A 13,601-nucleotide genomic window follows, 5' to 3' on the forward strand; every position below is an offset into this window, starting at 1 on the left:
ACCGTCACCCCGCGAATTCCCGTGCATTGGGCGGTGCAGATGCTCGGTCGAATGCACGTGCACGCAGAGATGGTAACGCCATTCCCCGTTTGCGTGCGTGACTTCGCGCACAAGGCCGCCGCCGCACGGACTTCCACGGAAGGGAGTGCGGGGGGACGGTGCGAGGCGCGCGGGTTTCGGACGGCCAGAGGACGGCCAGAAGTGGAAACGGACGGCACGCCCCGCGTGCCGTCCGTTTCCAGGTTGCGGGTCGCCCTAAGCGTCGTCGTCGGGCTGGTCCGCCGGAGGCGCCGGGGTGTCGGACGCCTGGGTGTCGGGCGCGGTGTCGGGCGCGGCGTCGGGGTGGGCTTGGATGAACGCCGCGTAGACCTCGTCGGCGATCACGCCCCGCGCCGAGACCTCGACGTCGTTCTCCCGCGCCCACGCGCGCACGTCGGAGTTGGTGTAACCCTTGACCTTCGCCGCGCTCGCGGCCTTGCGCCCCCGCCCGGCGGCCTTGACCTCACGGGCCCTGTCCACGAACTGCTCGACCGTGGCGAGCGCGTCCCGCAGCCGCTTGTCGTTGGCCTCGCTGAGATCGATCGTGAACGTCCGTCCCAGGACCTCGAAGTCACGCTTGGCGACATCGCTGTCCTCGGTCCCGTCGATGTCGTCGACGAGGATGACCTTCTCCGCCATGTGGTCCTTTCTGCTAGGCCGGCTACCCAGACGCTAGCGGACGGCGGGGACAACACCGGACGCCCCGCACCGGCGTGGCGCTACCGTCCGTGACGACCGCCGCGCGGAAGGGGCGGATGCGCGCCGCGCTTCCGGTGGCGGGCGGCCAGGGTGACGATGGTGCCCATGGGAAGCGGAACCGTCGCGGTGCTCGGCAACGGGCCCGTCGGGCAGACCGCCGCGCTGCTGCTCGCCCGCTGGGGCGTGCGCGTGGTCGTGGTGGACGGCCGTCCCGGGCGCGACCGCATCGGGTCCAAGTCGATCTGCCAGCAGCGCGACGTCCTGGACGTGTGGGACAGCGTGGGCGCGGGCCGTGCCATCGCGGCCGAGGGCGTCACCTGGACGACCGCGCGCACGTTCTGCCGTGACCGCGAGCTGTTCGCCTGCGCGCTGCCCGACCCGGGGGTGTCGGCGTTCCCGCCGTTCGTCAACATCTCGCAGTCCCGTACCGAGGAGATCCTGGACGAGCGGATCGCCGCGCAACCGCTGATCGACGTGCGCTGGGACCATGAGGTCACCGGCATCGACCAGGACGACGCGGGCGTGACGGTCACCTGCCGGACCGGCGGGGGGCCGCGCGAGATCCGCGCCGACTACGCCGTGGCCGCCACGGGCGCGCATGGCGGCGTGCGGCGGATGCTGGGCGTGGCGTTCGACGGGCGCTCGTTCGACGACCTGTTCCTGATCTGCGACATCCGCGCCGACCTGCCGGGATGGGCGAACGAGCGGCGGTTCTACTTCGACCCGTCCTGGAACCCGGGCCGCCAGGTGCTGATCCATCCGTGCCCGGGGCGGACGTTCCGGATCGACTGGCAGGTCCCGGCCGGCTACGACCTGGCGGCCGAGGAGGTCTCCGGCGGGCTGGACGCGCGGATCCGCGCCATCGTCGGCGACCGCCCGTACGAGGTCGTGTGGAAGTCGGTGTACCGCTTCAGCTCGCGCGTCGCGGACCGGATGCGCGTGGGCCGGGTCCTGCTCGCCGGCGACTGCGCGCACGTCTACTCGCCCTTCGGCGCCCGTGGCCTGAACTCCGGGGTCGGGGACGCGGAGAACGCCGCGTGGAAGCTGGCCTACGCGCTCCGCGGCGAGGCAGGTCCCGGACTGCTGGAGAGCTACCACGCCGAACGGCACGCCGCCGCGCTGGAGAACCTTGAGGTCACTTCCGCGACGATGGACTTCCTCGTCCCGCAGGACGACGCCGCCCGCCGTCACCGCGCGGACGTGCTGGCACGCGCGGCCACCGACGCCACAGCCCGTTCCCAGGTGGATTCGGGGCGGCTCGCCGAGCCCTTCTGGTACGTCGCGTCCCCGCTGACGACGCCCGATCCGGAACGTCCCTTCGCGGGACGCCCGCCGCGTGGCCACGTCCCGCCGCCCGGTCCCGGGGTCCTGCTTCCCGACGCGCCCGTGACGGCGCGCCGCGACCACATGCGTGCTTTGGCACGGGACGGGTTCCTCGCGTTGACGACCGAGGGTGTCACGTTGCGGGACGTGCCGGTGCCGGTGCTCGCCCTTGCGGAGATCGACCGGACGGGCGGTCTCGCCAAGGCCCTGGGCGCCCGTCCCGGGGAGATCTGGCTGGTGCGTCCCGACGCCTATGTCGCGGCCGTGCTGTACGACCCGGCGGACCTGTCTGCGGCGCTGCGCCGTGCCCTCGGCGAGGTCGTCACCGGCTGAAGACGTGCGCCTACCAGCGTTCGCGATGCACGACCTGGTCGAACGGCTTGCGGTCGGGCCGCTGGATCGGGCGCAGCGGCCGGTCCGCCGGCACCCCGAACGCGATCAGGAACGCGCAGACCTTGTCCTCGGGGAAGCCCAGCAGTTCACGGGCCAGTTCCTGGTCGGAGACGCTGGCGTGGCCGCTGCCGATGCCGAGGTCGGCCGCGGCCAGCATCATCGCCATCGTGGCCTGGCCCAGGTCGAACCGTGCCCTCTCCTGCGTGGCGGCGTCCGTGACCAGGGCGATGGTGGCGGCCGAGCGCGCCACGTGCCCCGCGCCTCCCCAGACGCGGGCCAGCTCCTCCAAGCGCCGCCGCTGCGCCACCAGCACGAAGTCCCACGGCTGCCAGTTCTGGGACGACGGCGCCCGGCGCCCCGCCTCCAGAATCCTGTCGAGCTGCTCCTTCGGCAGGGGCTCGTCCTGGTACGACCGGACGTTGCGCCGGGACGTGATGGCTTCCCAGGTTTCCACGCGGCTGGCCTTTCTTGGTGTCGGTGATCGGGTCGTGCGCCGTCCGCTCAGGTGTTGGGCGGCTTGGCGCTGATGTCCGCGAGCGCCGACCGGGAGTCCCGTTCGATCGCCAGGTCACCGAGGCTGATCGCGCCGACGGCACGGCCGTCCTGCACCACCGGCAGGCGGCGGATCGCGTGCTCGCGCAGCAGCCGCTCGGCCGTCTCGGCGTCGTCGCCCGGGGAGACCGTGACCGGGTCGGCGCTGCACACCTCGCGGACGGTCGTCGCGGCCATGTCGCGGCCCAGCGCCACCCCGCGCACCACGATGTCGCGATCGGTCAGGAGGCCGACCAGGCGGCCCTCTTCGGCGACCAGGACATCGCCGATCCCATGCTCGCGCATCTGCACCGCGGCATGGACGAGGGACGCCTCGGGCGGCACCGCCACCGGCGCGGGTGTCATCACCTCTCCCACGATCTGTGCCATGGTCGGCCCCCTTGATGTTCTGCGGCTTCGCGATCTCTCACGCCGCGCATACCCAGGGATCCGCCCCGTATCCGCGACGCCCGAGGGAAAGGGGACGGATCCAGCGATGGTGCGGATCCGTCCCCGTAGCGGGAGCCGGTTACCTGGCGACGTGGACGACGAAGCTGGTCGACGCCGTCCTTCCCTGGTAGCGGACCGTGGCGGTGACCGTCGCGATGCCTGGACGCTCGGGGCGCGTGCGCTCACCGCCGCAGTCGCGCACACCCGCGGCCCGGAGATCACGCTCGCGGACGTGCTGGAACTGGCCGAGTGCGGGGATCCCGGCTGCCTGCGCGTCCTGGTGGACGCGGGCCGCACGGTGGGACGCGCGCTGTCCGGCATCTGTCCCGTCCTCGACCCCAAACTGGTGATCATCGGCGGTCAGCTCGCGGCGGCCGGGGCGCCGCTGCTCGACGGCGTCCGCGAGATCCTGGCCCGGCGGCTGCCGCCCGCGGTCAGCCAGGGCGTCACCATCGTGGCCGGCAGCCTCGGCGACCGCGCCGAGGTTTTGGGCGCCGTCGCCCTCGCGACCCGCGGCACCTCCGCCCACCTCCTCGCAAGGTGATCCTCAACCTCGTCCGCGGTCGTACGTTTGCCGCGCGCGGAGCGGGCAGGGGTGGGGGAGACCGATGAGAGGAGAACCGATGCCTGACGTCTTCGATGTTCTCTCCCGGGACCATGCCGAGGTCAAGCGGGTCTGCACCGAACTCGAAGAGGGCCGCCCGCCGCCGTCCGGCGAGGACGGGCGGCGGCTCCGCAAGAACATGGTGGAGCAGCTCATCATCGAGGAGTCCAAGCACGAGGCGGTCGAGGAGGAGTACTTCTGGCCGACCGTGCGCGAGCTCGTCCCCGACGGCGACCGGCTGGCCGACCACGCGGTCGCGCAGGAGCAGGAGGCCAAGAAGACCCTCAACGACCTGAGGCACGCCGAGGCCGGCTCGGACCGGTTCGAGGAACTGCTGGCCTCGTTCATCGCCGAGGGCCGCGAGCACATCGCCTACGAGGAGGACCAGGTGTGGCCTGAGCTGCGCAAGGTCATCACGCAGGAGCGCGCTCAGGACCTCGGGCGCAAGCTCGAAGAGGGCAAGAAGCGGGCCCCGACCCGGCCGCATCCGAACACGCCGCCGACGCCGGGCGTGCTCAAGGGCGCGGGCGCCGCGGTCGCGATGGCCGACAGGGTCCTCGACAAGGTCACCGGCCGAGGCCGCGGCTGAGACGCCTCTTCCGGCGGTACGCGCACGGTCATTCGCCGGGCACGTACCGCCGGAAGTCCTCACAGCCGGCGGTGGGACACTGCGACCCGCCCTCATCCGCGGGCGGGTTCGCCGTCAGCGCGTGCGCACCCAGGACGAGGAGGGCGAGGAAGACCAGCGCGAGCACCATCGCCGTCGCCGTCCCGCCACCGCGCGCCGGCAGGCCGTGCGGAGCCAGCCGCGGGGAGACACGCGCGGGCGGGTCGGGCTCCTCAAGGCCCGTGGACAGCAGCGAGGCCAGGTCCGGATCGTCCACCGCCAGCCGTTGCTCCAGTTGCTGGAGCCTGCGTGCCTCATCCTGCGAGAGCTTCATGTTTCCCCCGTCATAGCGACGCGTCGGAACGCCGTTTCACTTCGGATGCGTTCCCTCTGGGCGCAGCCCATGCGCGGTTTGACGGAAAGCGTGCAGTTCGCGCGTTGCGCCGATGCCGTACGCGGCGCGTCAAGCCTACCCGGGGCCTTGCGGTGCCGATGTCGCCGGGATGCCTTCGGGCGACGGCGCATCGGAACGCCGTCTGAGGAGCAACATGGCGGCGTCATCCTGGAACGGTGACGCGGAGTGCGCGAGCAGATCCGCCTGGAGCCTGTCGAGCGCCTTCTCCGGGTCATCGTCCCGAAGCAGCCCGGCCCGTTCGACGAGCGGGTAGAAGGCCCCGCGGGCATCGCGCGCCTCGATCACCCCGTCGGTGTACAGCAGCAGTTGGTCCTCGGGCGCGAACGGCACCTCGGACAGCGGCGGCCGGATGTCGGCGAGCGGCGATATGCCCAGCGGCGGCGCGGGCTCGGAAGGCTCGACCAGCTCGACACAGCCGTCCGCGCGCAGCACCAGCGGCGCGGGATGACCGCAGTTGAGCAGGAGGATGCGGTCGGCCACCTGGAGTTCGGCCAGGACCGCGGTGACGAACTCCTCCTCGTTCAACCGACGCGACAACGTGCGTTCCAACCGCGTCGCCACGCCCGCCAGGTCGCGCTCGTCATAGGCCGCTTCGCGGAACGTGCCGAGGACGGCGGCGGCTGTCTCGACCGCGTCCAGTCCCTTGCCCTGCACGTCCCCCACGATCAGCCGCACGCCCCTGGGGGTGACCACGACCTCGTACAGGTCGCCACCGATACGGGCCCTGGCCGTGGCCGAGATGTACCGCACGGCCGCGTGAATGGAGCCGACGCGCGTCGGCACCGGACGCAGCAGCACCCGCTGCGCGGCCTCCGCGACCGTACGGATGTCGGCGAGCTCCCGGGCTCTGTCCTGCCTGATCTTCCCCGCGAAGATCCCGGCGGCGACGACACCGGCGATGGTGACGATGCTGAGGTAGGCCGTGCGGGTGCCCAGCAGGCCGTTGTAGGCCGCCAGGAGCCCGGCCAAGGTCACCGCGACCGCGCCGACGACGACCATCCGCCAGACCCCGCCGGTCAGGCTCGCGAACGCCGGCCCGAGCGACAGGATGGGCAGGAAGGCGTGCCCGGGACCGCCGACGTAGTCGATGGCCGCCACAAGGACCATCACTCCGTACGGCAGCACGCGCAGGAACCATCCGCCGACCCGCCTGGAAATCACCTCTCCCCCCCGTTCCCGCCCCTCAGGACGTACACGCTGACCTCCCCATCCCCAACGGCCGCAATCCAGGTCAGCCGGCCCGCTCAACCTCCCTCAACGCCAGTTCCCAGGGGAAACGGTCGTCCCCCTCACTCCGCGGCGGACGCTCCCCGTACCCCGTCACGAAACGCACGCCCTCACTGCGCAACGTCGACACACTCTCCTTGAACGCGTGACGCCCCGCCAGCGCACTGTTGACGAACGGCAGCACAACGATCGGCGTCCCCATCCCAGGAGCCTCCGCGAGCACCCCCAGCGCATAGGTGTCGCTGATGCCATGAGCCCACTTGTTGACCGTGTTGTACGTCGCCGGCGCCACGATGATGGCGTCCGACAAGGGCGCCCGAGGCTCCCCGGGCTTCCGGTACCGCCAACGCACCGGATTCCCCGTCTGCCGTTCCAACGCCTCGACATCAATAAAGTCCAACGCCGAAGGCGTGGCGATGACCTGCACGTCCCACCCACGCCCCTGCGCGAGCGACACCAGCTCCCCAACGCCCCCCGCAGGCCCGGCCGCACAAACAACAACCCCAAGAAGCCCCACCACCGACCCCCCATCCCAGGACACCGCACGACTCACCAACACCATGCCATCGAGAACACGCTCACAACGAGGCGTACGGCTGGCCTTCAACAACACCCGCAAGACGAAGCCACCCAAGTGGACGGCATCCACCCAGGCCGGACGCATCAATGGGACTCTGCCACTGCCTGCCCGAAAGATCGCCCCAGCCGCTCACGGCCGGCCACGAAGCGGGTGGCCGGTGGAGACGGGTAACGCCCAGGACACGGGGATCATGCCGGTGACCTGGGCCTTCGTGGTTGGAGCGGGCGACGGGAATCGAACCCGCGTAGCCAGTTTGGAAGATATCGGCCCATGATCACGCAACCGGCTTCCATCCAGCTCAGCGCTCCTAAGCCATGATCCGAAAGTGACCGTGACCCCCCGCTGGCGACCGACCGAACGGGCACGATCAGGGCACGCTCAGTCTCCTGCATCCGGCAGGGAACCTAAGCTGTTACGGGAGCGTCTCGGGGGAGACGGCAGCAGGGAGAGACGATGCGCAAACCTAGTCCAGAGCAGTGGAGGTCCATGCTCGTGGCTGGAGTTGCTGGGTGGCTCGCCGCCCTGTCTGCCGTAGCTGGCTACGTTGAAGACGATGAGTCGCGTGCTCTCCTTGTTGCCGTCCTGGCCCTATCCAGTGGTGTAACGGCAATCCCTCTCTCAAAAAACCCGCGAACGATGTCTTCTACCATAAAAAAATGACTCCCCGCGCGCGCGGGGATGGTCTAGTCGCTTCGAATAGCTGCGCGGACCCTGTGTCTGGGCTTCCCGTCTGCCGTCGTCCCGCGCTCCGCGCTACCAGGGCGGGGTCAGGGCGCCAAGGTGGAGCGCCCCACTGGACGAACGACCTTGGCGCCCTGGCCCTGGTCTGGTAGATCTCCGATCGGGACGGCGGCAGACGGGAAGCTCCCCTAACTCAACCCCTCGCCCTCCGGTAATCTTGCGGGTCGGCTTCCCGGAGTCGGAGGCCCCCGCCGGAGGCGAATTTTTTCCGGGAGTCTTCGGAAGCGGATAGTTCCTGAGCTGCACAGCTAGGACGTTACGTCCTACCTCTCGATGCCGAGAGACTCAAAGTAGGACGCTACGTCTGTGGTGATGTGAGAGGAGCTTCGGCAGTCTGCTTGCCATGACTTCTTTCCCTGGGCTGGCTCTCTTCGCCTTGCTGTGGGCGCTCGTCTTGCTAGTCGCGACCTTCGGGGTGGTGCTCCCGGCCGTGTGGTCCCGTAAACCATTACGGAGGCGAGCGGCGCTCGCAGTGCTGGACCGGCTCCTTACTCGTCGTCGTTAAGCACTCGGCGGCGGCGCGTACCCCGGCGCTGCCGTCAGCCGGGCGGCCGGCCTGGGCGGTGGCTTTCGCGCGCCCGCCTTCGGCCCGCCGGGGCGGGACCGGCCCCCAGGCCGCACGCCCGCCCCGGCGTCGCCGGGCGGGCGGTGCGGTGGCGCGAAGCGCCGCCGCCCTTGATCTTAGATGGCCGAATTCGGCAATGGAGTCAACTGCTCACAGAGTTCGACCAACTTAGCGTAGTCTCACTTGAACAGGTCGGTTCTAAGTCGGGACAGGTGACAAATGGATGCGACTGACTGGATAGCGACTATTGCGGCCGTGATAGCAGTTGTAGCCGCGATCGCAAGTTGGAGGCAAGTGGCTCACGCGAGAAATCAGGCTGAGGCGGCGAAGGGATCGCTTGCACTTCAAGAGAAGATGTGGAGGGACGCGACGCAACCCTACGTATATGTGGACATTCGACCAGATCCACGAAACGGCTCTATGCTACTGCTTATAATTGAGAACATTGGTAGATCGGTAGCGACCAATGTTCGCGTCGAGTTTAACCCTCCACTAGAGTCGGCCACCGAAAAGTTCAGGGACATAGGCGCTAAAAAGGCGCTTGCTGAAGGGATTCCCGCAATGCCCCCGGGTGCCCGCGTCTCTCATTTTTTCGGCCTGGGCTTCGAACTTGCTAGTTCAAATCTCCCAAAGTCCTATAGCGTTAAGATCACGGGAGATGGTCCGCTTGGAGCCCTGGATCCTCTGGAGTATAAGTTAGATCTAAATGCCCTCCTATTGGAGGGGCCAGTTCTAGCCGAGGGAACGTTATATGACCTAACAAGAGCCATCCGTAAATTGACGGACAAGATAAAATAGTCCACTATTCGATAAGCATTCTTATCCTGACTTTTCCAGTCTCTGTGAGCGTGTGGTCAATCTCCCACAGAATGAGTCTCGGCGGTGGCATGGTTTTGCCGGTGGTTTAGAGGTCTGTGAGCATGGCGTCCATGACGGGGCCTTCGCCGCCGATGGTGCCGATCTTGTACCAGCCCCAGCGTTCGTACATGGCTTGGGCGGGGGATCCGGGGATGGTGGCGAGTGTGGCGTAGTCCTCGCTGCGTGTGGTGAGCAGGGCGTCAAGGAGGGGGTGCGCCAAGCCCTGGCCTTGGTGGGCGTGGTGTATGTCCAGCTCGATGACGGCGAACTTGGTCGCTGTGAGGATGGGTTCAGGTGGGGGTGTGGCGTCGGCCCACCAGCCTCCGGCTGGGAAGCGAAAGCCGAAGCTGAAGCCGGCCAAGGCTCCGGCCACGTGGACGGTCACCAGGTTGAAGCCTGGGCTGTGGGCTTGGGCCTGTGTGCGGGCTGTGAACTGTTCGCGGCTGAAGAGGGGGTCGTCGCGGTGCGGGTCGTCCTTGCGTGCTGCTAGGTAGACCTCGGTCAGTTCGGGGAGCATTTCCAGTGTCTGCTCGCCGGTGTGGTGCGTGTACGTGGCGTCGGTCATGACCTGATCGCCTTGTGAGCTGGTGATGCGGCGAGTGCGAGTCGTTCGCGGTACTCGCTGATGATCGGATGGCCTTGCATTTCGGGTGGCACGGGTTGGAGGACCTGACTTGCCAAATTGGTGATCATTGTGGTGCGGTGGGCCGGTTGAAGTGCCTCGTAGGTCGCTTGGGCCTGCCGGACACCTTCGCTGATGTCGCCCGCTTGGACGTGCGCGAACGCTTGGAGGAGCTTGATCTGGGCTGGGCTCCTGCTGTCCTCTGCTGGGTAGAGCTGGATCGCTCTGCGGGCTGCGTTGTCGGCCTTGGCCACATCGCCGCTGTGGGCGTGAACCCATGCCTCGGTGTAGCGCAATCGGTCCTCGCCCCATCCGTTCACTGAATCAAGGTCCTCAGTGACGCTGGAGGGTAGTTGTTCAAGTATCCGCTCGCTTCGGGATAGCTCTCGGTTGGCGTTGTCGACCTTGCCCGCCAGGATGAGAGCCTGGGCGCGGGCTGTGCTGACGGACGCGAGTCCGGCGCACGGGTGGCCCTGGGAAAGTTCGAGGGCTTCACTGGCCTGTCTAATCAGAAGATGCGGGGACCGCTTCTCGTATAGTCCGTGAATGAGCCGTTCGCCACGTACCCACAACTGACTTTCAAGGTCGCCTGAGCTGTCACATGCTGCCTGAGCGGTTTGCCACCAGTGACGGGCTTCCCTGGCGCGACCCAGGTTGCTGAGCGTCTTCGCCATGAGGACGGAAAGGATTCCGCTGATCCGGCACCATTCCCGATAGACCGGCGAATCGCGGTCCTTGACGCCCCTGGTCAGCAGGCGGAGGGATACCATGTCTGCTGCCAGATCTTCAATGAGGTGTTCGGGCGGAGTTGATAGGTAGGAGTATCCGTACTCTAGAGAAGTCTCTGCCCAATGGTCGAGTTGTCGCCCGTCATTGTTCTCGAAGGTCTGCCCGATGCTTGTTCGGATGGCTTCGAGAGCATACGTGCCCGGCGAGACACTGATGCCGAGCGCGGCTAGGGCCTGCAAGAGCTGGCGGCGTTCCATGTCCTCCCCGATGTAGCTGTCTATACCAGGGAAACCCAGGATCGACCCCGTTGCCAAATCTCGGGGCTCGGTACGCGGTCCCGGGGGCATGCTGCTGGTGGGCTCGCCGGGAGATGTGCGAGGTGCGAGGCCAAGATCCATGCGGGCGGAGTCGGGCATGTTGAGGCCGTCGGCGATGCGTTCGAGGACGTCTAGCGTCTGCACTTGCCGGGCGTCGTTCATGTAGACGCTGACTGTGCCTTGTGCCATGCCGCAGGCGATGCCCATCTGGGTCTGGCTGGCTCCTGCGTACTGGTGGACCAGTTGGAAGACGGCGCCGATATTGCGACTGCGGAGAGCATCGATCATTTGCGGTCGTTGCCAGAGTGAAGCGGGGATGGCGATCGGGTCTGAGGCCCGTGGGGGCATCGTCTCTGCCTTCCAGCTCATCAGGTACGGCGCCGTGGGTCGAGCGTATCTCGGCGCGTGATATCGCCGTGTGATACCGGCGCGAGATGGGTCTGGATCTGCATCTAGCCGATCGTGGTCGCCATGACGCAGCAGCAGACAGTGGATGAGCCTCGCCGGGCCTGTGTGTCGTGTGGTGGGCGGGGTGGCAAGTTCGTTCTTCCTCGGCGTGGGCTGGTCGCGGTCCGGTCGGGGGGTGCTCGCGAGCCGCTTCCGGTTCAGGAGTTGGAGCCCTGTCCGTTGTGTGTGGGGACGGGGGTGCAGGCGGCGTGATGGTGCAGGGGCCGGGCGTCGGGTTCGGGGTGTCGTGGGTGCGGGCGGGCCGCGTCCTGGTCGGCGCCGCGGGTGGGAAGGGCGCCGGTGTTGTGGGGCCGGGTGGGTGAGGCCGGTGCCGGCGAATGCTCGGGTGTGGGTGCCTGATCACTGGCATGTGGGCACCTCGCGTGATGGGACCTGGCGGGTCTTGCCGGAGCGGCGGGACCGTGCGGGCGCGCGGGCGGTGGTGCGGGCGCTGCTGGTGCGGGACGGGGAACTGACCGGTGATCACCGGTATGAGGCCGGGGTACGCGCCATTGATCGGGGTTATGACAGTTACCTGGTTGGCCTGGTGGCGTATGTCGCGTTCGCCTGCATGTGCCCGCCGACTTCGACACGGAAAGGTGAGGAGAGTGGCAGTGCCGGGGTTGCCGGTGCCGTTGGAGTTCCGGAGGGCTTCGCGGTGCGAGACGCTGAATCAGACCGGGTGCGTGGAGGTGGCGAAGGGCCCGGGGTTTGTGGCCGTTCGTGATTCGACCGACCGTGGCGGTGTGGTGCTTGCGGTCTCGCCGGAGGCGTGGCGGCGGTTGGTGCGCCAGATGACGCATCGGATGCTGGTGCGCCGGTTGCCGTGTGATGCGACGGCGGCCGTGCGGGCGCGTCGGGTGCTGCGGGGCGAGCTGGCGCACTACCCGGCGGGCCTGCTTGATGACGTGGTGCTGTGTACCTGCGAGACGGTGACGAACGCGGTGCTGCATTCGGGGACGGCGCCGTGCGGGTTCCTGGTCCTGGTGGTGGTGGAGACCTTCGACCGGCTGCGCGTTGAGGTGCTGGACGAGGGGAACGGCGCCGGTTCTGTGCTGGGTGAAGAGGCCGGGTTGTTGGCCGAGGGCGGCCGGGGCCTGTTCATCGTTGCGGAGCTGTCGGCGGCGATGGGGGTGTACGCCGATGGGGCGGGTCAGAACGTGTGGTTTGAAATCGACCTGTCCTCTCAGCCCGAGCGGCCGGGTTGTGGTCTGAGCCGGGCGGGTGACCGGTCATGACTCTGCTGGCCAAGGTCGTGGGTGCGGATACCGATCAGGAGTGCGAGTTTTGCCCGGTGCGCGCGGTGCTGCGCGCTGAGCTGGTCCCGGCTGTGCAGGGGTCGGGCCGGTTGCTGGTGTGCCGGTTGCATGGCCGCATGCCGATGATGGTCATGGAGTTCCGGAACGTGGTGATCTGGCTGGATGAGGACGCCGGGAACACGCTCAACTGGACGACGGCAGGGCCGGTGGTGAGCTGACCGGCGAACTGCCCGGCGTGCGGGTACCTGGCCGGGGTGCTCGCCCGCCTTGATAGGTGCCTGGTGGCGGTCCTGTGAAGTCGTGACATGACGTGCGGCAACCCGCTACGCTGCCTGGACGGTTGAGTTGTCGAGCTGATGGCAGGATGAGATGTCGGACGATATGGGGTACGCGCCACCGAAGTACGCGCAGATCATCGCGGCGCTACGGCGCAGGATCGCCGATGGCACCTACCCGCCCGGCTCCGCCCTGCCCTCGGAATCGCAACTGATCAAAGAGTTCGGGGTAGCGCGCCCGACCGTGGTGCGGGCGTTGCAGGCGATGCAACTACGCGGGGAGATCGTCCGCGAGCACGGCCGCGGCTCGTTCGTCAAGGCGGCCCCGCTCACGCCCGAGGGTGAGCAGGCGCACCCGGCGCGCACCGTGCTCGATGACGCAGAGGCCGGCGCCGGGGTGCGCATCCTGCACGTGGGCCAGGTGGACGCTCCGGAGCATGTGGCGCGGCTGCTGGGTGTGGTGGCCGGTGCGCCGCTGCTGCGGCGGCAACGCCTGGGCCTGCGCGGGGAACTGCCGTGTGAGCTGGTGTCGCTGTGGGCGTCGCCGGAGGTGGCGCGCTCGTCCGGGCTGGACCAGGCCGAGCCGCTGACGGCCCCGGTCCGTCAGCTCGTGCAGGCGGGCACGCGGACACGGCTGGTGCACGTGGTGGAACGGCTCAGCGCGCGGCGGCCCACGGCGGCGGAGGCCAAACCGCTCCAGATCTCCAGGACGGCGCCGGTGTTCGGAGTGCTGGCCTCGGTGCTCGACGGTGACGGGCGTGCGGTGCTGGTGGTGGAGCTGGTGCTGCCGGGTGAGCTGCACGATTTGGAAGAGACCTACACCCTGTGACGTGACCTAAGTCACACTATCTCCCTCGGGTACTCGACTTGTCGAGTCGTCTCCGGCGACGTACTCTCATGGCAACTCGACAGTACAAGTT

15 protein-coding genes are annotated in these 13,601 nt (G+C 68.2%); 7 read left to right on the forward strand and 8 right to left on the reverse strand.

The window, feature by feature from the left end:
- Positions 1-255: 255 nt before the first annotated feature.
- Positions 256-678, reverse strand: a complete 423-nt coding sequence (locus tag QSK21_RS25340) for a histone-like nucleoid-structuring protein Lsr2 (protein WP_285699458.1) — start codon at positions 676-678, stop codon at positions 256-258.
- A gap of 165 nt (positions 679-843) precedes the next feature.
- Between QSK21_RS25340 and QSK21_RS25345 the strand changes: the two genes are divergently transcribed.
- Complete coding sequence (locus QSK21_RS25345) at positions 844-2,394, forward strand: FAD-dependent monooxygenase (protein WP_285699459.1); 1,551 nt, start codon at positions 844-846, stop codon at positions 2,392-2,394.
- A 10-nt stretch (positions 2,395-2,404) separates the two neighbouring features.
- Here the strand turns inward: QSK21_RS25345 and QSK21_RS25350 are convergent, their stop codons facing one another.
- Both QSK21_RS25350 and QSK21_RS25355 read right to left on the reverse strand, forming a co-directional pair.
- Entirely contained in the window at positions 2,405-2,908 is a 504-nt protein-coding gene (locus QSK21_RS25350) for a nitroreductase family protein (protein ID WP_285699461.1), read from the reverse strand.
- Between the two features lie 47 nt (positions 2,909-2,955).
- Positions 2,956-3,375 (reverse strand): CBS domain-containing protein, encoded by a 420-nt coding sequence (locus QSK21_RS25355; protein WP_285699462.1) that lies wholly within the window; start codon positions 3,373-3,375, stop codon positions 2,956-2,958.
- Between the two features lie 151 nt (positions 3,376-3,526).
- On the opposite strand from QSK21_RS25355, the gene QSK21_RS25360 reads away from it, so the two are divergent.
- Positions 3,527-3,979 (forward strand): ROK family protein, encoded by a 453-nt coding sequence (locus QSK21_RS25360; protein WP_285699463.1) that lies wholly within the window; start codon positions 3,527-3,529, stop codon positions 3,977-3,979.
- Between the two features lie 79 nt (positions 3,980-4,058).
- On the forward strand, positions 4,059-4,628 hold the full coding sequence (locus tag QSK21_RS25365; RefSeq protein ID WP_285699464.1) for a hemerythrin domain-containing protein: 570 nt from the start codon (positions 4,059-4,061) through the stop codon (positions 4,626-4,628).
- Between the two features lie 28 nt (positions 4,629-4,656).
- On the opposite strand, the gene QSK21_RS25370 is transcribed toward QSK21_RS25365, so the two are convergent.
- The 3 genes from QSK21_RS25370 to QSK21_RS25380 form a co-directional block, all read right to left on the reverse strand.
- Entirely contained in the window at positions 4,657-4,980 is a 324-nt protein-coding gene (locus QSK21_RS25370) for a DUF3040 domain-containing protein (RefSeq protein ID WP_285699466.1), read from the reverse strand.
- A gap of 135 nt (positions 4,981-5,115) precedes the next feature.
- The gene (locus QSK21_RS25375; protein ID WP_285699467.1) at positions 5,116-6,222 is read right to left on the reverse strand and encodes a PP2C family protein-serine/threonine phosphatase; all 1,107 of its coding nucleotides are present in this window, start codon (positions 6,220-6,222) and stop codon (positions 5,116-5,118) included.
- A 70-nt stretch (positions 6,223-6,292) separates the two neighbouring features.
- Positions 6,293-6,952, reverse strand: a complete 660-nt coding sequence (locus QSK21_RS25380) for a flavoprotein (RefSeq protein WP_352231319.1) — start codon at positions 6,950-6,952, stop codon at positions 6,293-6,295.
- Positions 6,953-8,393: 1,441 nt separating this feature from the next.
- Between QSK21_RS25380 and QSK21_RS25385 the strand changes: the two genes are divergently transcribed.
- Positions 8,394-8,972: a DUF8453 domain-containing protein gene (locus tag QSK21_RS25385; RefSeq protein WP_285699468.1), complete on the forward strand. Its 579-nt coding sequence runs from the start codon at positions 8,394-8,396 to the stop codon at positions 8,970-8,972.
- Between the two features lie 106 nt (positions 8,973-9,078).
- Here QSK21_RS25385 and QSK21_RS25390 read toward each other — a convergent pair whose 3' ends face one another.
- Complete coding sequence (locus QSK21_RS25390; protein WP_285699469.1) at positions 9,079-9,597, reverse strand: GNAT family N-acetyltransferase; 519 nt, start codon at positions 9,595-9,597, stop codon at positions 9,079-9,081.
- Complete coding sequence (locus tag QSK21_RS25395) at positions 9,594-10,988, reverse strand: NsdA family TPR-like regulatory protein (protein ID WP_285699470.1); 1,395 nt, start codon at positions 10,986-10,988, stop codon at positions 9,594-9,596. The genes QSK21_RS25390 and QSK21_RS25395 overlap by 4 nt, the downstream gene beginning before the upstream one ends.
- 713 nt (positions 10,989-11,701) lie before the next feature.
- Here QSK21_RS25395 and QSK21_RS25400 point away from each other — a divergent pair.
- The 3 genes from QSK21_RS25400 (at position 11,702) to QSK21_RS25410 (ending at position 13,510) form a co-directional block, all read left to right on the forward strand.
- Positions 11,702-12,385, forward strand: a complete 684-nt coding sequence (locus QSK21_RS25400) for a DUF397 domain-containing protein (protein WP_285699592.1) — start codon at positions 11,702-11,704, stop codon at positions 12,383-12,385.
- Positions 12,382-12,624 (forward strand): hypothetical protein, encoded by a 243-nt coding sequence (locus QSK21_RS25405; RefSeq protein WP_285699471.1) that lies wholly within the window; start codon positions 12,382-12,384, stop codon positions 12,622-12,624. Before QSK21_RS25400 ends, QSK21_RS25405 begins: the two co-directional genes overlap by 4 nt.
- 151 nt (positions 12,625-12,775) lie before the next feature.
- Positions 12,776-13,510 (forward strand): GntR family transcriptional regulator, encoded by a 735-nt coding sequence (locus QSK21_RS25410; protein WP_285699472.1) that lies wholly within the window; start codon positions 12,776-12,778, stop codon positions 13,508-13,510.
- Positions 13,511-13,601 lie beyond the last annotated feature (91 nt).

This window comes from Actinomadura sp. NBRC 104412 (assembly GCF_030269515.1).
Lineage (GTDB): Bacteria > Actinomycetota > Actinomycetes > Streptosporangiales > Streptosporangiaceae > Spirillospora.